Below are 19,679 nucleotides of genomic sequence, written 5' to 3' on the forward strand. Positions count from 1 at the left end.
TTGCCAATCTTGGCAACCGCTTGGCGTGACCCATGAAACGGTAGTGATCTCAGCGTTCAAGGAGGTCGCTACCACGCCCTCACGGATCGCGCGGCCTTGGCATGACGATCATCGAATAACGACACCAAGATGGGGCAGTCCGTCGACGCCGGGCGCTTGCCGCGTATCCGGCACCTGCTACGAAGCTGAATAAAAATCGTGACACGATCGTCGGGGGACACATGAAAAAATCGGCGCTGGTGAGCATTCCGTTGCTGTTCCTGGTGAGCGCCTGCGGCGGCGGTGACGGTGGCAGCGGTGCGGGCGGCTCGGGTGGCGTCATCGTCGCACCGGCCCCGACACCCACGCCGACGCCGAGCCCGACCCCGGCGCCGACCCCCTCGCCTACGCCCTCCCCCACGCCGTCACCGACGCCCGCCCCGTCACCGGCACCGACCCCGTCACCGACCCCGCTTCCCACAGCAGCGCCGATCGCCGCCGACGGCAATTGGTCGACGTTCCAGGGCAATCCCGGCCATACGGGCTATGTCGCGATCCGCTTCTCGGCCGCCAACTTCGCCGATGCCTGGACGATCGCCACCACCAACCCGCCGAGCGATGTCGCCGCGACATCGGGCAGCGTGTTCTTCAACGTGCTACAAGCGGATCGCCATATCTACACGCAGGCGGTGTCCACGACGAATGGTGCGCCGCGCTGGGGCTTCGACCTCGGCAACAAGAACGTCTATCCGAACACACAGCCGTTCGGCCCCTCCTATGCCAATGGCCGGGTTGCCGCGATCGCGCCGAACGAGACGTCCACCGCCGCCCCGCTACAGGTCATCAACGCCGTCACGGGCGGTTACGTCAGCACACCGACCTATGACGCGCAGTTCAGCGCGGGCAGCGTCCCGACGCTCGTCGGAGACGAACTCTTCTTCGCCGCAGGCTATTACGGCAACGGCGTGTTCAAGGTGGATGCGGCCACTGGTACCACCGGCTGGCAAGCGACGATCGTCAACCAATATTTCGGCTATGTCATGGAAGGCGAGAGCGTCGCCGTCGATCAACGCTATGTCTATTATTTCAATGCCGGCGCGCTGGTCGTGCTGAACCGCGATGACGGTTCGCTGGCCCAAGCCATCAGGAACCCGTTTTTCTCCAAAACCGGAATCAGCTACTTCGACCGGTATGTCGGCGCCCCGATGCTCGACGACGGGCGGATCTTCACCTTCACCGACAATTACCACGTCGGCGACGCCTTGCCGATCGCGGCGTTTGCGCTGAACAACGAGCGGCCGTTGTGGCGCTCCAGCTACAGCTACACCGGCCAGCCCGCGGCGCACGGCGGCAAAGTCTACGCGGTCCGCTCGTCGAGCACGTTCGTCGACGTGATCGACGCGACGACCGGGCTGGTGTCGGCGTCGATCAACGTCGGGGGCAGCGATAGTCTCAAGAGCAACGTCGTGATCTCGGACAGCCACCTGTTCGTCGCGAGCCCCACCACGACCTTCGCGGTCGACCTGGGCGACCCCGCCTATCCGGTGGCATGGAAGACCTCTTATGGCGGCAACCTGGCGATCACGCCCGACGGCTATCTGATCATCTCCACCACGACCGGTCTGCACGCCGTCAAACTGATGTAAGCGCGGCGCGGCACCGATCCGGTGCCGCGCCGTCGCGGTACAGCTTGGAAAGCTATAGTGAAGGGCGTGGATCGAAGGTGCAATCGCGCCTGCCTAGCCTTCGAAGTAGACCTGCCGCTTGCCTCTGATTGCAGTCATCGCGGGGGAAGAAGCTTCCGCTGCAATTAACCTCGAAAAGACTGGAAGGCGGAGGACGCAGTCTACTGCGTCGTACCTGTTGGCATCGAAGATCGTGGAAGAAGGCGTCTACGTGACCGCGCTGAGATCGGCTGCTCGCATCAAGCCGCGGACGCGCGCGGAATCCCGCTCAATTGCTACCGGTTCAGGAAACATCATAAATTCTGCGATTGCGGAGGGGTGGCAAGATCGTCCGGACCATTCCGTGGGGACCCCAGTGGAATGCTCCGGCTTACTCGCAGTTCGTTCGTCCGCGAGTGCCCTCACCGGCAAGCCGCCTGTGATCGAGCAATTTACGATCGGTAACTTGGTTGGCGCCAATGCTGCACAGCGAAGAGGTTCAAGGCCGCATATTGCAATAGCATGATCGTCTTGCCGTCGCGGATCTCGCCGGCCGCGATCATCGACAGCGCGTCGTGAATCGTGACCTCGAAGACTGCGATATCCTCGCCCTCGTCCGCATTGCCGCCGCCGTCGGCGACACGATCCTCCGGCCGATACCGTCCGACAAAGAAGTGCAGCCGTTCGGTCACCGAACCGGGGCTCATGAAGGCGTCGAAGACCTGGCGGACCTCCCCCACGCGATAGCCGGTTTCCTCCGCCGTCTCGGCGCGAATACGCACTTCGGGTTCGGCATCGTCGAGCAATCCGGCCGGCACCTCGATCAGCAGGTCGTCATGGCCGTTGACGAAGGCCGGGTAGCGGAACTGGCGAGTGAGGACGACCATGCGGCGATCGGGATCGTAGAGGAGGATCGCCGCACCATTGCCGCGATCATAGGTTTCGCGGGACTGCCGCTGCCATTGGCCATCCTGTCGCCGGAAGTCGAAGACCGTCTTCTTCAACACATACCAGTTGTCCGACAGGACCGTTACCTCTTCCACCCGAACGCGATCTGCGATGCTCATGCCAGCTCCTTGATTCAAGAAGAGCAGCGGGTCCGATCGATCCGCTGGACGTCGATCATCTTTCCGTGCAGAAACGTGCAGAGTCAATGAATATCGTGCAAGCGAGGCGACAGTGCTGACCACCGAACGCAAGGCCCTGATCCAGACGACGCTCCGGCGCGACGGACGGTTGATCGCCAAAACCTTCAGCCGCGAGATCGGCGTGTCGGAGGACACGATCCGCCGCGATCTGCGCGAACTGGCCAGCGAAGGCCTGCTGCAACGGGTGCATGGCGGCGCGCTGCCGGCGTCACCGGCCGTTGCCGACTTCGCCGCGCGTGAGGAACTCGCTTCACCGGCAAAGGCGGCGCTGGGGCGATATGCGGCGCGCCAGATCCGGTCGGGACAGATCGTCTTCCTCGATGGCGGTACGACCAATGTTCAACTGGCGCGCGCCTTGCCGCACGATCTTCGTGCGACCGTCATCACGCATAGCCCGAACATCGCGATCGAACTGGTTCGCCACCCGTTGATCGACGTGCAGATCATCGGCGGTCAGCTCTTCAAACATTCGATCGTCACCACCGGCGCAGCGACCGCCGAGGCGATCGCCCGTATTCGCGCCGATACCTATTTCATGGGCGTGACCGGGTTGCATCCCGATCTCGGCGTGACGACCGGCGATGCCGAGGAAGCCGCGATCAAGCGGCTGATCGCGCGGCAATCGGCGGAAACGGTCGTCTTGGCCTCGCGCGAGAAACTGGGTGCGGCGTCGGCCTATCAGATCATGCCGTTGGCGGAGATCACCACGCTGGTGACCGAGAACGGCTTGCCGGCCGATCTCATGCGTTTGTTCGATCACATCGCCATCGAAACCATCCCGGCTTAGGTGTTTGATCCCACGGTTTGATGGTGCGATCCTTTCGTTGGAATGGAAGGAAGCCGTATGGGACAGGTACGTCATGGGTGCGCCACGACCACGCACGCCGTCCGAGCAGCAATACAGCGATCGCAAGCTTCGCTCGCGACGCTGAGCCGGGAACTCGGGATCAACCCGAAGACGGTCGCGAAGTGGCGTAAGAGGGCGACGGTCGAGGACCTGAAGACCGGGCCGAAGGCCCCTCGTTCAACGACCCTGACTGAAGCCGAGGAGGCAATGGTTGTGGCGTTCCGGCGCCACACGTTGCTGCCGCTCGACGACTGCCTCTACGCTCTGCAGCCGTCGATCCCGCACCTGACCCGGTCAGCGCTGCACCGATGCCTACAGCGGCATGGCATCTCCCGCCTGCCGGACATCGAAGGCGACAAGCCGAAGCGGCAGCGCTTCAAGCGCTACCCGATCGGCTTCTTCCACATCGATATTGCCGAGGTGCAGACCGCCGAAGGCAAACTGTACCTTTTCGTCGGCATCGACCGCACCAGCAAGTTCGCGGTCACCCAACTGGTTGAGAAGGCTGACAGGCGGACAGCCTGGGAGTTCCTGGAACACCTGCTGAAAGCCGTGCCTTACCGCGTTCACACGATCCTCACCGATAATGGCATCCAGTTCGCCGAGCAGCCGCGTAATCGCAACACCGCCTGGTCGCGCCAGATGCGCTTCGACATGATCTGCGACGCAAATGGCATCGAGCACCGACTCACGAAACCGAACCATCCATGGACCAACGGTCAGGTCGAGCGAATGAACCGCACCATCAAAGAGGCGACCGTCAAACGCTTCCACTACGAAAGCCACGACCAGTTGCGCACGCACCTCGCCGACTTCATGGCCGCCTACAACTTCGCCCGCCGGCTCAAGACGCTCAGCGGTCTCACGCCCTACGAATACATCGCCAAGATCTGGACGTCAGAGCCAGACCGGTTCATCGTCGACCCGATCCACCAAATGCCAGGACTAAACACCTAGGGTAGCGGTCGGAATGCCGCGTGCGGGTGGTACTTATCGATCACGTCGCCGGTGATCCGCATCAACTTCAAATCGGCCCCTAGCCTATCGGCACCTGTATGGTCGGGCTAGCAGCTACGCCTATCCGACCGTTAACCGAAGTTGATCGAGGTAGTCCGCCCACCATTGCGCCATTTGAACGCGCTCATTCCAGTGAGCGCCACGATGATAGATACCTCGGATGACATTGACATCACGATGATCCAAGGATCGCTCTACCGCGTCAGGATGCCATTTCCCACTTTCATTGATAAGGCTGCTAGCGGTAGTCCTAAATCCATGGCTTGTCATTTCCTCACCAGAATAGCCAAGGCGACGAAGAGCAGCGTTTATAGTGTTTTCGGACATAGGGCGCGTGCCGGGATACATCGACGAAAAGATATACTGATATTTTCCTGTCAGGCTTCTCGCTTCGGTAAGCAATACGATAGCCTGACGCGACAAAGGCACAACATGCTCACGTCGAGTTTTCATGTTCCCGACAGGAACTTTCCAGACGGCGTCGACAAGGTTAAACTCGTCCCACTTAGCCTTTCGAAGCTCACCGGGACGTGAGTAAAGGAGCGGCATCAACTTCAATGCCAGCCGCGTCATCGGCTGGCCCTCATAGCCATCGATTGCACGAAGCAGCGCGCCAAGGCCGCTAGGATCAACGATCGCCGCATGATGCTTCGCCTTCGGTGCCGTCAGCGCTCCACGCAATGCCGCTGCGGGATCGCTCGTAGCTCTCGCCGTAGCCACAGCGTAACGGAACACCCTACTGGCGAGGGATCGCATACGGCTTGCTGTTTCAAGGTGATTACGCTCTTCCACGCGTCGCAACGCCGCCAACAGCGTAGCCGGGGTGATCGTGCTAATAGGCAAATTACCAAGAGGTTGCTCCATCAGGCTTAGCAGCCAACGAGCCTTGCGGGTGGTCGCGCCTGCCAAGCCTTCACGCTCCTGCTTGTCTATGTACTCGTTCGCGATCACCACGAACGTGTTTGCCGCGTCCTGTTGGGCCGCAAGCTGTCGAGTACGCTTCTCTACGGATGGATCGAACCCACTTGCCAGCACGCGCCGAGCTTCGTCGCGGCGCTCCCTCGCTTCCTTCAACGTCACGTCAGGATACCGGCCAAGAGAAAGCTTCTTCTCCTTGCCAAGGTGCCGGTATTTCAGCCGCCACAGCTTCCCGCCGCTAGGTTGGATGAGAAGGAACAAGCCCTTCTCATCTGCAATCTTGCGGGGCTTCAAATCCGGCTTAGCGGCACGCACAGCGGTGTCTGTCAGGGGCATGGGGGCCACTCCTAGCAACGCCGTGGGGTTGGCCCCCAACGAAGCCCCCAAGTTAGCCCGGCTCTCCCCGGACAATGCAGGACTTCTACGGCAGATAATGCATAGAAAATGGCAGATTTCTGCGGTTTTCTCAACCCGCAGAGGGTCTAGTCGGATTGGGGTGTGGTGCCGCTTACAGGACTCGAACCTGTGACCCCCGCATTACGAATGCGATGCTCTACCAGCTGAGCTAAAGCGGCCTACGCGATCCCGTGTGGGAAACGTCGTGGAGGCGGCGCTTAGCAGCGGCAAACGGCGTTGACAAGCGCCTCGCGGCTTTACCCGGCCTTTACCATCCACAAGGCAGAAGCGTGTCCGCGAATCCGGTCGAATATCAGGCCGCTCGCCGGGACGATGAGCATGGACAGCGCGCACGGCTACGACGATCTTCGCCAGGACGACGATCCCACAGAGGGCGGCGTGGGTGAGTCGCCGGCGCCGATCGGCCCCGACGAGCGCCGGATGCATGTGCGCGCCTATAATCATTGGGTGTCGCTGCTGCGCGGTCGTCCCTATCCCGCGATCGAGGATCTCGATCCCGAGAGCATCGCCGATTTCGGCGCGCACAGCGTGCTGCTCGATTTCTCCGCGGGCGTCGAGGATCCGGCGATCCAGTTCATCGGTCGTGCCCTGCGCGAGGAATGCGCCGTCGACCTGTCGATCGCGCGCATTTCGGACGTGCCGTCGCGCTCGCTGCTGTCGCGGTTGACCGACCATTATCTGCAGATCATCGCCAATCGCGCGCCGATCGGCTTCGAGGCGGAATTCACCGGGACGCGCGGGCACAACACGATGTACCGCGGCATCCTGATGCCCTTCTCGTCCGATGCGCAGTCGATCGACTATGTCTATGGCGTGATCAACTGGAAGGAACTGGTCGCGGCCGACGATCAGGCCGGGCTCGATGCCGAACTGGCCGCCGCGATCCGCGCGCCGCGTCACGATCCGCTGCCCGGCGGCGTGTGGGCCGACGGTCCGTGCGCCGCACCGCCCGAGCCGGAGGCCGAGAGCGCGGCGACGACGCTCGACGATCTGCTCGCCGCCGCGCGTGACAGCGCCGCCGTGGCACGCGCGGCACGGCTGCGCAGCCATGCCGCGCTCTATCGCGCGCTGGGGCGTGCGCATGACGTCGCGCTCGCCGCGGCCGCGGACCCGGCGCGACTGGAGGAATTGCTCGCCGCTGCCGACATCCGCGTCCAGGCGCGCGCGCCGATGACCGCGATCGCCAAGCTCGTGTTCGGCGCGGATCATGACAAGACGCGGCTGACCGAGGCGGCGACCGTGCTCGCCTGGGCGCAGCGCACCGGGATCGGCGCAGGCGCGCTGGCACATGCGCTGGAGCGCACCGAGGGCGGGATCAAGCGCATCGTCGCCGACGAGCGCGCACAGCGGCAACCGCATGACGATGCCCCCGCCTCGCCGTTCGCCGACCGGCTGCCGCTCGCCGAACTGGCCATCGACAGCGGGCTGGACGAGGGCGCGCCGGTCGTGCTGCTCGGCCGCGCCACCGCGACCGGGATCGTCGTCCTGGGCACGGTCGGCGACGACGCAAGGCTCGCCGCGCAGGTGCTGCGCCGCCTGCGTTGATGCAATCCGACGCTGCAGCAATGCAGTGCGGCAACGCTTGAGCTAGGCGCGTCAGGGGCGCATAGCTTCGCCCATGCCGGAAAAGTCTCTTCAGATACTGTCTGCTGCGCTGGCGGCGCGGCTCACCTATCGCGCGCTGCCGGGCGAGCTTGCCGGCTTCGGCGAGGACAAGCAGGCGGAGGCGGCGGCGTTCCTCGCGCAGACCGCGGCGGTTCGCGCGCCCGGCACCCCGGTGCTCGCACTCGAGCAATTGCCCGGCGACGGCGCGCGACGGCGGATGCGGCTCGCGATCGTCAACGACGACATGCCGTTCCTCGTCGATTCGGTCGCCGCGGCGATCGGCGATCGGGATATTGCGGTCGATCGCGTCATCCACCCGGTGATCCGCGTCTCGCGCAATGCCGAGGGGCAGCTGACCGATATCGAGGGCAAGGACGGCCGGCCCGAATCGATGATCTATATCGAGCTGGAGCGTGTCGACGCACGCGACCGGCGCGCGCTGACCGACGAGATCGAGCGCCTGCTGGCCGACGTCCGGGTCGCGGTGCGCGACTGGCGCGCGATGCAGGGCACGCTGGCGGCGGACGCCGGGGTGATCGACGACGTCGGTGGCGATCCGGAAGGCGCGGCGCTGCTGCGCTGGTTCCTCGACCGGCATTTCACGTTGCTGGGGCATGAGCGCTGGCACGCCGATGGCAAGGTCGATCCCGCCGCGCCGCTGGGCATTGTCGTCAACAAGCATGAGGTGCCGATCCTCGCCGATCGCTCACGGCGGCTGGCGATCGACTATTTCACCGCCGGCAATTCGGCGCCGCTGCTGCTCAAGTCGAGCCTGATCTCGCCGGTCCACCGCCGCGTGCCGCTCGACCTGCTGGTGGTGCCGATCCACACCGGCGGGCGCGTCACCGGTCTGTCGATCCATGCCGGGCTGTGGACCTCGGCGGCGCTCAACGCACCGCCGCGCAGCGTGCCCGTGCTCCGCCAGCGGCTCGCGGCGAGCGAGGCGAAGTTCGGCTTCGACCCCGCCGGCCACACCGGCAAGGCGCTGACCCACGCGATCGCGACGCTGCCGCACGATCTGATGACCGCGATCAGCGCGGCGTCGATGGAGGAACTCGCGCTCACCGCGATGAGCCTCGCCGACCGTCCGCGTCCGAAGCTGGTGCTGGTCCCCTCCCCGCTCGGCCGACACCTCTATGCGTTCGTGTGGCTGCCGCGCGACGAAATGACCACCGCGCGCCGCGTCGCGATCGGCGAAATGCTGGGCGAGGCTGCCAACGGCCAGGTGCTCAATTGGTCGACCAGCGTCGAGGACGGGCGCGTCGCCTTGCTCCGCTACACGATCGACCTGCGCGGCGCGGGCGTGCTGCCCGATGCGCTGACGCTCGACGCGCAGCTCGAGAAGATGGTGCGCGGCTGGGCGCCGTCGATCGAGGCCGCGCTCGCCGACGAGGTCGGGCCGGCCCGCGCCGCACGGCTCGCGCTGCGCCACGCCGCCGCCTTCCCGGTCCGCTATCGCACCGGGGCGACCACCGACGAGGCGGCGCGCGACATCGTGTCGATCGCCAACCTCGTCGACGATGCCGACCGCGAGGTGCGCTTCACCGCCGGCGGCGACGGGATGCTCCACCTCAAGGTCTATCGACAGGGCGGCCCGCTGGCGCTGTCCGACGCGGTGCCGGCGCTCGAGCATTTCGGCTTCCGCGTGATCGAGGAGATGCCGACCGCGCTGACCGACGAGGAACGCAGCTCGATCCACGATTTCACGCTCGAGACCAAGGCCGACATCCCCGCGGTCCTCGCCAGCGCCGACACGTTGCAGGAAGCGCTGGCGCAGGTGCTGGAAGGCCGCGCCGAGGATGACGGTTTCAACCGGCTGATGCTGGAAGCCGGACTGTCGCCGTCCGAGGTCGTGCTGTTCCGCGCCTGGTATCGCTATTTGCGGCAGGCGGGGATGAGCTACGGCCCCGCCAATGTCGTCGACACGCTCACGCGCGTCCGCCACCTCACCAAGGCGCTGGTCGAGCGCTTCGTCGCGGTCCACGATCCCGCCTCGACCGCCGATGCCGAGGCGGCGCAGGGCGTGATCGACGCCGGGCTCGACGCCGTGACCGGGATCGACGACGACCGCATCCTGCGTGCCTTCCGCGCGGTGATCGACGCGACGCTGCGCACCAACGCCTTCACCGAGGCGGCGAACGAGGCACTCGCCTTCAAGCTCGACAGCGCCAGGATCCCCGGCCTCCCCGCCCCGCTGCCGTGGCGTGAGGTTTGGGTGTACAGCCCCCGCGTCGAGGGCATCCATTTGCGCGCCGGCCCGGTCGCGCGCGGCGGCCTGCGCTGGTCCGACCGCCGCGACGATTTCCGCACCGAAATCCTCGGGCTGATGAAGGCGCAGCGCGTCAAGAACGCGGTCATCGTGCCGACCGGCGCAAAGGGCGGCTTCTACGCCAAGCAGCTCCCCGCCCCCTCGAACCGCGACGCGTGGCTGGCGGAAGGGACCGAGGCCTATCGCATCTTCATCCGCACGCTTCTGTCGATCACCGACAATATCGAGAATGGCGCGGTCGTTCACCCGCAGGGCGTGACGATCCTCGACGGTCAGGACCCCTATTTCGTCGTCGCCGCCGACAAGGGCACCGCGACGTTCAGCGACGTCGCGAACAAGATCGCGCTCGACCGTGACTTCTGGCTCGGCGACGCCTTCGCGAGCGGTGGCTCGCAGGGGTACGACCACAAGGCGATGGGCATCACCGCCAAGGGCGCGTGGGTTTCGGTCCAGCGCCACTTCGCCGAGCGCGGCCTTGATGTGCAGTCGGAACCGATCCGTGTCGTCGGCTGCGGCGACATGTCGGGCGACGTGTTCGGCAACGGCATGCTGCTGTCGAAGGCGATCAAGCTGGTCGCCGCCTTCGACCATCGCCATATCTTCCTCGATCCCAACCCAGATCCGGCGACAAGCTGGGACGAGCGCGCCCGCATGTTCGCGCTCCCCGGTCGAGTTGGGCCGACTATGACCCGACGCTGATCTCCGAAGGCGGCGGCGTGTTCGCGCGCGACATGAAGTCGATTGCGCTCAGCCCGCAGGTACAGGCCGCACTCGGCATCACCGCCGACCGGATGGAGCCGACCGCGCTGATCTCGGCGATTCTGAAAAGCCCGGCCGACCTGATCTGGTTCGGCGGCATCGGCACTTACGTGAAGGCCGCTGCCGAGAACAACGCCACCGTCGGCGATCCCGCCAACGATCGCCTGCGCGTCGATGCCGAGGAATTGCGCGCGATCGCGATCGGCGAGGGCGCGAACCTGGGCGTCACGCAGGCGGCGCGCATCGCCTTCGCGGCGCGCGGTGGGCGGATCAACACCGACTTTATCGACAATTCGGCGGGCGTCGACTGCTCGGACAACGAGGTCAACATCAAGATCGCGCTCAACCGCGAGATGATCGAGGGCCGGCTGTCGTTCGAGGATCGCAACGTCCTGCTCGGCAGCATGACCGACGACGTCGCTCGGCTGGTGCTGGAGGACAACCGCCTCCAGACGCTCGGCCTGTCGATCGCCGAAGGTGGTGGCGCACAGGCGCTGCCCAGCTACGTCCGGCTGATCGAGGTCTTCGAGGAATCGGGACGGCTCGACCGGCACGTAGAGGGACTGGCGAGCAACACCGAACTGCTGCGCCGTACCAGCGAGGGCCGCGGGCTCACCCGCCCCGAACTGGCGGTGCTGCTGGCGACGGCGAAGCTGTCGTTGCAGGACGCGATCGAACATTCGTCGCTCGGCGAGGACGCCGCCTTGCTCCCCGACCTGCACGCCGCTTTCCCGCACGCGATGCAGGAGCGGTTCGCCGCTGCGATCGACGCGCACCGCCTGCGCGGCGAGATCGTCGCGACCAAGCTCGCCAACCGGATCGTCAACCGCATCGGCATCCTCCACCCCTTCGAACTGGCCGAGGAAGAAGGCGCGACGCTCGCCGACATCGCCGGGATGTTCGTGGTCGCGGAGCGGCAGTTCGACCTGGCGCGCCTGTGGCAGGCGATCGAAACCACTGCGATGCCCGAGGCCGGGCGGCTGGCGCTGTTCGACGAGGTCGCGGTCGCGGTCCGTTCGCAGATCGCCGACCTGCTCCGCGCCACCGCGCCGGGCACCGCGCCGTCGACCGTGCTCGCGCGACTGTCGGGCGGGATCGACCGGCTGGCGGCGGCGACCGACGACCTGCTGCTCGACGAGGCGCGTGCGCATTCGCGCCGCATCGCCGACACGCTGGAGGCGGCCGGCGCACCGCACGATCTGGCGCTCAGTGTCGTGCGGTTGTTCGAACTGGACGGCGCCGTCGGGCTCGCCGACCTCGGTGAGCGCGCCGCGATCGACGAGACGCAACTGGCGCGCGCCTTCACCCGGCTCGGCGAAGGGCTCGGGCTCGACTGGGCACAGGGCACCGCGACGCGCATCAACCCGAGCGATCCGTGGGAGCGGCTGCTGATCGCGGGGCTGGCGCGCGATTTCCAGCAACTGCGGCTCGACTTCCTCGGCCGCGGCGGCGCGGGCGACCCGGTCGCGCTGGTCGATGCATGGCTGGCGCGCAACGCCGCACGCGTCGGGCAATTCCGCGCCGTGATCGACCGTGCCCGCAACGCGCAGGCCCCTAATGCCGCGATGCTGGCGCAGATCGCCGGCCAGGCACGCGTGCTGCTGGGACGGTGATCCTATCGTCATTGCGAGCGTAGCGAAGCAATCCAGGGCGTCCTGGTCCGGCTCTGGATTGCTTCGCTACGCTCGCAATGACGAAATCCGGCGCTACACCTCCGCCCAGCGGCGCAGCAGGTTGTGGTACACGCCGGTCAGTTGCACCGTCGCCGCCGCACCCTGCCCCTGTGCCGCCGCGACCGCCTGCACGCCCTGATCGAGTTCGAACAGGATGCGCCGCGCGCCATCGTCGCGGACCATCGACTGTATCCAGAAGAAGCTCGCCAGCCGCACGCCGCGCGTGACCGGCGCGACGCGGTGCAGGCTGGAGGCGGGGTAGAGCACCATATGCCCGGCGGGCAGCTTCACGCTCTGCGTGCCGAACTGCTCCTCGATCAGCAACTCGCCGCCGTCATACGCATCCGGATCTTCGAGGAAGAGCGTGGCGGATAGATCGCTGCGAATACGGAAGTCGCTGCCACGCTTCATCCGGATGGCATTGTCGACGTGCAGCCCGAAATCCTGCCCGCCCTGATAACGGTTGAACAACGGCGGAAAGACCTTGGCGGGCAGTGCGGCGGCGACGAACAGCGGCGTGCGCCCCAAAGCATCGAGGATCATGCCCCCCGCCGCGCGCGCCGCCGCGCCATCCTCCGGCAGCTGGCAATTGCGCTTCGCAAGCGCCGCCTGCGGCCCGGAGGTTTGATTGCCGTCGATCCACTCGGCGGCGTCGATCGTGGCGCGCACCTGCGCCAGCGTCGCGGCATCAAGGACGTCAGGGATGGCGATCAGCATGGAGACGTCATTTCCACCACAACTCCGTTCGTCCTGAGCTTGTCGAAGGGCGTGTTCCAGGCACGTGCTTCGACAGGCTCAGCACGAACGGGTGAGTAATCTACCCGCGCACGCAAACAATCAGAAACTATAGAACACACTCAACACCGCCTGCCGCCGGTCGCCCGGCATCGCCCAGCCGCCGGTGACGACGCCCGTCGTGGCGTTCACATTGTTGCGCACGTTGGTCAGATACTTCTCGTCGGTGAAGTTCTGGACGTTGAGCTGCATCGTCAGCCCCTCGCGGAAGCTGTACGCCAGATAGGCGCGGTGGATCAGATAGCCGTCCGCTTTCAGCAGCGTGGCATTGGCAAGCGACGGGACATAGGTGGTGAACGCGCCCTGATAGGTCAGGCCGTAACCGACCTCCAGCCCGAACGGCAGCTTGTAGGTGGTGAACAGGCTGCCCGAATGCTTCGGGGTCTGCACCAGCGGGCTGCCGCGTTGCGGATCGGGGTTGGCGGCGGTGTTCCCGCAGCCGGTGCCGCCCGGCTTGGACAGGCAATAGTCCGACACCGATTGCAGCACCTCGCTGTCGAGATAGGTGTAGTTCGCGAAGATCGTCCAATTGGGCGTCACGTTCCCCGACACGCCCAGCGCGATCCCATCCACACGGCTGCGCCCGTCGAGCACCTGCACCGTCGGCAGCGCGGGGTCGTTGGAGGGGATGCGGTAGTTGCTCCGCTCGTTGCGGAACACCGCGGCCGTCAGTTCGAGGCGACGACCGAACAGCCCGGCCTTTGCCCCAACCTCGTAATTACGCGCGGTTTCCGGCGCGACGCCGCAGGTGTTGGTGACGATCGCGTTCGAGACGCTGACGCAGCCCAGCCGCACCGTCGCCGACGACGGCGTCTTCGCGTTGCCGTAGCTGGCATAGAGGCTGACGTCCTGCACCGGGTGATAGACGATACCGGCGCGATACGAGAACAACCGCTCGTCGTTCCGCTGGTTCGCCTGCGCCGCCACCGGCTGGGTCACCCCCGGTGCCACCGGCACGGGCAACATGTCGAACACCGCCTTCTGCTGTTCCCAGCGGAGGCCGCCGTTCACCTCGATGTGCCGCCCCAGTTCGAGCGTGTCGAAGGCATAGACCGCGACATTCTGCGTCGAGGATTGCGAGCGTCCGGTCGTCACATCGTTGATCGGCCCGCGATAGACGGTGTCGGGCGCGGTGATCGACAGCAGCGGCAGCGGCGACGTGGCGCTGCCATCGGCGTTGCGGAGCAGCGATCCGGCGGCGATCTTGTAATCCTCCACCATCCACGACACGCCGATATTGGCGACGTTGTGGAGGCCGCCCTTCTCGCCATGCTCCAGCCGGATGTCGGTCTGGTTGGCGAACAGCTGGTTCACCTGATCGCGCACCAGCCCGCGCGGGCCGGACGGTAACCACTGGCCGGCGGGAATGGTGATCGTCGTGCCGTTGACCGCGGTGCTGCACGCCGCGCCGATCGTGCCGCCCGTCACCTGCACCGGCTGCGTACCGCCGGGCAGGCAGAAGGTGCCCTGCGGCGCGCTGGTGACGCTATACTGGCCGACGCGCTGCCAACGGGTCAGGTTGCGGATCGAGAGGTGATCGTTGACGGTGTGGCGCAGCGTCGCGGTCAGCCGGTCGACGTCGATGTCCTGCCGGTCGAGATTGCTGTAGCCGTAATAGTCGCTGCGATCCGACCCCGGGATCAGGCCGCCGACCAGATCGTTGTTGAAATAGGGGATACCGTACAGCGGCGTGTTGCGATCCTGCTGGTGGACATAGGCCAAGGTCAGGCTGGTCGGGCCGCCCATCCCGATCGTCACCGCGGGCGCGACGCCCCAGCGCTCGTATTTCTCGACGCCGCGGCCCGGCACGTCATTATGGTGATAGACCGCGTTCAGCCGCACGCCGACCAGATCGGACACGCGCTCGTTGGCGTCGATCGCGGCGCGATAATATCGGTCGGTGCCGATCGCGACCTGCGCGATCGTCAGGTCTTCGGGGCGCGGCTCCTTGCTGACGAGGTTGATCGTGCCGCCGACGGACCCCGAGCCGTTGAAGACCGAGTTCGCGCCATTGTAGACCTCGATCTGTTGCAGGTTGAACGGATCGGTGCGGCTATATTGCGCGCTGTCGCGGATGCCGTCGATCGTGATGTCGTTGTTCGCCGAATAGCCGCGCAGGTTGATGCTGTCGCCGTACCCGCCGCCGCCCTCGCCCGCGCCGAAGGTGATGCCGGGCAAGGTCTGGAGCGCGTCGCGCAGCGTCAGCAGATTCTGCTTGCGCAGCGTCTGGTCGGAAATGACCGTCACCGTCTGCGGCGTGTCGAGCAGCGCGGCGGTCGCCTTCGGGCTTTCGAGCTGGTCGGGCGCCCGTTCCCGCGCACCGGTCACCACCACATCGTCACGCTCGATGCGCGTGCGACCATCCTGGTCGGATGCGGGCCGCGCCGCAGTGTCGGCCATGGCCGGGGCCGAAGCGATGAAGCCGATGCACGATAGCGCAAGAAACGAAGCCGACGGCGATGACATGCTGGTGAACCCCTTTGTTATGGAGGTTCGCCTATTGAGAGTGACTTTCACTGTCAATGCTAATGCGATTGGATCGCATCATTGTCGCTAACAATCTCTGATTGGCTGACAAGCCACGACCGCAAGGCGCTGGCGAGGTTCGGGGGATCGTCTTGCGCGATGCGGAGCGCGTCGATGCGCGCGACCAACGCCGACAGCGGAAGTGCGTGCACTAGCGCGGCACGCTCCAGCAGGGTCCAGAAGACCGGCTCGAGGCTGACCGAAGTCGCATGACCCGCGATCGTCACCGAACGCTTGACCGGACCGACGAAGCCGCCCGGCGGCGGCGTGATCGTCATGACGTCACGTGCCGGTCAGGCGTACGCCTCATTCCGCATCGAACAAGGCGGCGAGCTGCTCGATGATCGTGCCGCCGAGTTGCTCGGCATCCATGATCGTCACCGCACGGCTGTAATAGCGCGTGACGTCGTGCCCGATCCCGATCGCGACCAGTTCCACCGGCGAGCGCTTCTCAATCCACGCGATCACCTGCCGCAGATGCCGCTCGAGATACGAGCCCGTATTGACGCTCAGCGTCGAGTCATCGACCGGCGCGCCGTCGGAGATGACCATCAGGATGCGCCGCTCCTCGGGACGCGCCATCATCCGCGCGTGCGCCCACAACAGCGCCTCGCCGTCGATATTCTCCTTCAGCAGCCCCTCGCGCATCATCAGCCCCAGCGAGGCGCGTGCGCGCCGCCACGGCTCATCCGCGCGTTTGTAGACGATGTGGCGGACATCGTTGAGCCGCCCCGGCTGCGGCGGACGACCGGCGGCCAGCCACGTCTCGCGGCTCTGCCCGCCCTTCCACGCCCGCGTCGTGAAACCGAGGATCTCGGTCTTCACGCCACACCGTTCCAGCGTGCGCGCAAGGATGTCGGCACTGATCGCGGCAATCGAAATCGGCCGTCCGCGCATCGACCCCGAATTGTCGATCAGCAGCGTCACCACCGTGTCGCGGAAGTCGGTGTCGCGCTCGATCTTGTAGCTCAGCGACTGGGTCGGGTTCACCACCACGCGCGCCAGCCGCGCCGCATCGAGCAGGCCCTCTTCCTGATCGAAGTCCCAAGACCGCGATTGCTGCGCCATCAATCGCCGCTGGAGACGATTGGCGAGCTTCGACACCGCCGACTGCAGGTGGACGAGCTGCTGGTCGAGATAGCCACGCAGCCGTGTCAGTTCCTCCGCGTCGCACAATTCGGTCGCCGCGACGACCTCGTCGAAGCGCTCCGTCCAGATCTTATAGTCGAATTGCGCGGACAGATCGGCCGGCGGCCGGTTGGGGCGCACCGGCTGCATCCCCTCCTCGCCGTCGTCGCCCGGCTCGCCCTCGGCGTCGTCGATATCGTCGCCTTCGAGCTGCTCGCTCTCGCCTTCCTGCGATTGGTCGTCGCGCTGCTGACCCCGCGCCTCGACCTCGCTCTCGCCTTCGGAACCTTCCGCCTCGCCCTCATCGGCCTCGTCGGTTTCCTGCCCTTCCTCGCCTTCTTCGTCCTCGCCGCCTTCGTCGCTGTCCTGCGGCTCCTGCTCGCCCTCGACCAGTTCGAGCTGTTCGAGCAGCTTGCGGGTCAGCCCCTGAAAGGCGCGCTGGTCGTCGAGCGCGAGCGCGAGCGCGGAGAGGTCGACCTTGCCGTCGATCCACTCGCGCACCAGCGCCAGCCCGGGCTCGGCCTCGACCGGCGGCAGCCGCCCGGTCAGCGCCTCGCGCGCCATCAGGCCCAGCGCCGAGGCGAGCGGCACCTCGCTCTTGGTCCGCGCGCGCGTGATCGGGTCGCTCCGCAACCGCACGTCGAGCGCGCGGGCGAGATTGTCGGCGATCCCGTCATACCCGCGGCTCCCCAACGCCTCGACGCGTGCGTTCTCGATCGCGTCGTAGACCGAACGCGCGGTCGCCTCCGCAGGCGCACCGCGCGCATGAAGCGCATCGTCGTGATGCCGGAGCCGAAGCGCGAAACCGTCGGCAAAGCCGCGCGCCTCGGCGACCTGCTCGGCGGGCAAGGTCCGCGCCGGCATCGGCACGCGCAGATGCTTGCCCGACTGCGCCGGCGCATCGGCGGTATAGGCCAGTTCCACCTCCGCTTCGTCGGACAGCGCACGCGCCGTTCCGCCGAGCACGGCCTTGAAGCGGTCGAGGGGGGTATCGGTGGTCATTACCAGAACGTCTCACAGCCGAAAGTGGCCATTACCTTATCGCACGTCACCAGCGTCAGGTCCTCCATCAGTGCCTGAGCGGCCAGCATGCGGTCGAAAGGGTCTTTGTGTGCCCCCGGCAGCGCACCGCTGCGCACGCCATTCGCCATCGTGATCGACAACGCGCTAAACCCGTCCTCGACCAGATAGCGCTCGAAATTTGCCATGCGGTCGGCAATTTCAACCAATTGCCCCTTTCGCACCTTCGTCGCGATCTCCCAGCCCGACGCCGCACTGACGTAGACCTCATTGTCAGGATCGCCGATGGCTGCCTTTGCCCGATCCGGCAACGTCGCGTCGTCGAACCACCACCATAGCAACGCATGCGTGTCGAGCAGCAGTCGCATCAATGCTCCGGTGGAAAGATGCTGCGGTTCTCGATCTCGTCCAGTTCCTCGTCGGTGAAGCAGGAGGCGACCGCCTCTTCCGGCGACATGTCCATTACGCCGCGGAACCGCCCTGGCATCCGCCGGGCGGGCACGGGTGGGGCGATCGGGACCAGCTTGGCATAGGGCACGCCGGCCTTTGCCAGCACGATCTCCTCACCCGCATGAGCGCGTTCGATCAGCCGTGACAGCTGCGTCTTGGCTTCATGAACGTTGAAGGTCTTCTGCGGATCGGCTTCGGCCAACGCCTGTCTCCTCGGGTGGACTAAGTAGCTTAGTCCACCCTCGGCATCAACCCTTCGCCACCACGCTCTCGGGCAGGTCCTTGCCGAACACGCGCTGATAATATTCCGCCACCAATGCGCGCTCTGCCTCGTCGCACTTGTTGAGGAACGACAGCCGGAACGCGAAGCCGACATCACCGAAGATCAGCGCATTCTGCGCCCAGGTGATGACGGTCCGCGGGCTCATCACGGTCGAGATATCGCCGTTGACGAAGCCCTTGCGCGTCAGATCGGCGACGCGGACCATGTTCTCGACCAGCTTCTTGCCCTCGGGCTTGTCATACTCGCCCGACTTGGCGAGCACGATCCGTGCCTCGGTCACCGCCGGCAGATAGTTGAGCGTCACGACCACGTTCCAGCGGTCCATCTGCCCCTGATTGATCTGCTGCGTGCCGTGATACAACCCGCTGGTGTCGCCGAGCCCGACCGTATTGGCGGTCGCGAACAGGCGGAAATACGGATTGGGGCGGATGACGCGATTCTGGTCGAGCAGCGTCAGCTTGCCCTCGGTTTCCAGCACGCGCTGGATCACGAACATCACGTCCGGGCGACCCGCGTCATATTCGTCGAACACCAGCGCGGTCGGGGTCTGGAGCGCCCACGGCAGCAACCCTTCGCGGAACTCCGTGATCTGCTGCCCGTCGCGCAGCACGATCGCGTCGCGCCCGACCAGATCGATACGGCTGATGTGCGCGTCGAGGTTGATGCGGATGCACGGCCACTTCAGCCGCGCCGCAACCTGCTCGATATGGCTCGACTTTCCGGTGCCGTGATAGCCCTGCACCATCACGCGGCGGTTGTGCGCGAAACCCGCGGCGATCGCCAGCGTGGTGTCGGGATCGAAGACATAGGCGGGGTCGAGATCGGGAACGCGCTCGTCCGCCTCGGAGAAGGCCGGCACTTCCATATCCGAGTCGATGCCGAACAGGTCGCGCACGCGCACCATCTTGTCGGGCGCATCGAGGATCGTGCTGTCGCGGCTGTCGGGCTGCGTGTTCGGTATATCGGTCATGCGTTAATGCCGTTTCGCTGGAGTTTTCCGACCACTGCGAAGCCGGCGCGCCCGCGTCAACCCGCCGCACGCCCCGCCGGGCCGGGTCGGGCCTGGAGAACTTGGGGTAAACGCACGCCTTTGTCGCCGGTTTCCCGGCACTTGCCGCGCGCAGGCGTTCGCGCATGATGGCGCGATAACGACTCGGAGAGGACGAGCGCGATGCGGATGA

13 protein-coding genes, 1 tRNA gene and 1 pseudogene are annotated in these 19,679 nt (G+C 65.8%); 5 read left to right on the top strand and 10 right to left on the bottom strand.

Annotation, left to right across the window (positions count from 1 at the left end; all coding sequences use genetic code 11):
• Positions 1-221 precede the first annotated feature (221 nt).
• Positions 222-1,625: an outer membrane protein assembly factor BamB family protein gene (locus tag QP166_RS12180; RefSeq protein ID WP_333916138.1), complete on the top strand. Its 1,404-nt coding sequence runs from the start codon at positions 222-224 to the stop codon at positions 1,623-1,625.
• 470 nt (positions 1,626-2,095) lie between these two features.
• Here the strand turns inward: QP166_RS12180 and QP166_RS12185 are convergent, their stop codons facing one another.
• Entirely contained in the window at positions 2,096-2,710 is a 615-nt protein-coding gene (locus QP166_RS12185) for an NUDIX domain-containing protein (protein WP_333916139.1), read from the bottom strand.
• A 112-nt stretch (positions 2,711-2,822) separates the two neighbouring features.
• Between QP166_RS12185 and QP166_RS12190 the strand changes: the two genes are divergently transcribed.
• Together QP166_RS12190 and QP166_RS12195 are read left to right on the top strand one after the other, a co-directional pair.
• Positions 2,823-3,578: a DeoR/GlpR family DNA-binding transcription regulator gene (locus QP166_RS12190; protein ID WP_333916140.1), complete on the top strand. Its 756-nt coding sequence runs from the start codon at positions 2,823-2,825 to the stop codon at positions 3,576-3,578.
• Between the two features lie 57 nt (positions 3,579-3,635).
• Entirely contained in the window at positions 3,636-4,595 is a 960-nt protein-coding gene (locus QP166_RS12195) for an IS481 family transposase (RefSeq protein ID WP_333914047.1), read from the top strand.
• Between the two features lie 120 nt (positions 4,596-4,715).
• Here QP166_RS12195 and QP166_RS12200 read toward each other — a convergent pair whose 3' ends face one another.
• Together QP166_RS12200 and QP166_RS12205 are read right to left on the bottom strand one after the other, a co-directional pair.
• Positions 4,716-5,909 carry a tyrosine-type recombinase/integrase gene (locus tag QP166_RS12200; RefSeq protein ID WP_333916141.1) on the bottom strand — a complete coding sequence of 398 codons (1,194 nt, stop codon included), beginning with the start codon at positions 5,907-5,909 and terminating at the stop codon, positions 4,716-4,718.
• Positions 5,910-6,072: 163 nt separating this feature from the next.
• Positions 6,073-6,148: transfer RNA gene (locus QP166_RS12205), tRNA-Thr, on the bottom strand.
• A 160-nt stretch (positions 6,149-6,308) separates the two neighbouring features.
• On the opposite strand from QP166_RS12205, the gene QP166_RS12210 reads away from it, so the two are divergent.
• Together QP166_RS12210 and QP166_RS12215 are read left to right on the top strand one after the other, a co-directional pair.
• Positions 6,309-7,535, top strand: a complete 1,227-nt coding sequence (locus tag QP166_RS12210; protein ID WP_333916142.1) for a PAS domain-containing protein — start codon at positions 6,309-6,311, stop codon at positions 7,533-7,535.
• Between the two features lie 73 nt (positions 7,536-7,608).
• Positions 7,609-12,236: pseudogene (locus tag QP166_RS12215) on the top strand (NAD-glutamate dehydrogenase).
• A gap of 93 nt (positions 12,237-12,329) precedes the next feature.
• Here QP166_RS12215 and QP166_RS12220 read toward each other — a convergent pair.
• From QP166_RS12220 to cobS, 7 genes are all read right to left on the bottom strand, one after another.
• A complete protein-coding gene (locus tag QP166_RS12220; RefSeq protein ID WP_333916143.1) occupies positions 12,330-13,013 on the bottom strand; it encodes a Fe2+-dependent dioxygenase in 684 nt (227 codons plus the stop codon).
• Positions 13,014-13,133: 120 nt separating this feature from the next.
• Complete coding sequence (locus QP166_RS12225; RefSeq protein ID WP_443027214.1) at positions 13,134-15,491, bottom strand: TonB-dependent receptor; 2,358 nt, start codon at positions 15,489-15,491, stop codon at positions 13,134-13,136.
• Positions 15,492-15,616: 125 nt separating this feature from the next.
• A complete protein-coding gene (locus tag QP166_RS12230) occupies positions 15,617-15,895 on the bottom strand; it encodes a ribbon-helix-helix domain-containing protein (RefSeq protein WP_333916145.1) in 279 nt (92 codons plus the stop codon).
• Between the two features lie 28 nt (positions 15,896-15,923).
• Positions 15,924-17,747 (bottom strand): cobaltochelatase subunit CobT, encoded by a 1,824-nt coding sequence (gene cobT / locus QP166_RS12235; RefSeq protein WP_333916146.1) that lies wholly within the window; start codon positions 17,745-17,747, stop codon positions 15,924-15,926.
• Positions 17,747-18,133, bottom strand: coding sequence for a type II toxin-antitoxin system VapC family toxin (locus QP166_RS12240; protein WP_333916147.1), 387 nt, complete (start codon positions 18,131-18,133; stop codon positions 17,747-17,749). Before QP166_RS12240 ends, cobT begins: the two co-directional genes overlap by 1 nt.
• Positions 18,133-18,417: a type II toxin-antitoxin system Phd/YefM family antitoxin gene (locus tag QP166_RS12245; protein ID WP_333916148.1), complete on the bottom strand. Its 285-nt coding sequence runs from the start codon at positions 18,415-18,417 to the stop codon at positions 18,133-18,135. The genes QP166_RS12240 and QP166_RS12245 overlap by 1 nt, the downstream gene beginning before the upstream one ends.
• A 46-nt stretch (positions 18,418-18,463) precedes the next feature.
• Positions 18,464-19,468, bottom strand: coding sequence for a cobaltochelatase subunit CobS (gene cobS, locus QP166_RS12250; RefSeq protein WP_333916149.1), 1,005 nt, complete (start codon positions 19,466-19,468; stop codon positions 18,464-18,466).
• Between the last annotated feature and the right edge of the window lie 211 nt (positions 19,469-19,679).

This window comes from Sphingomonas sp. LR60 (genome assembly GCF_036855935.1).
Taxonomy (GTDB): domain Bacteria; phylum Pseudomonadota; class Alphaproteobacteria; order Sphingomonadales; family Sphingomonadaceae; genus Sphingomonas.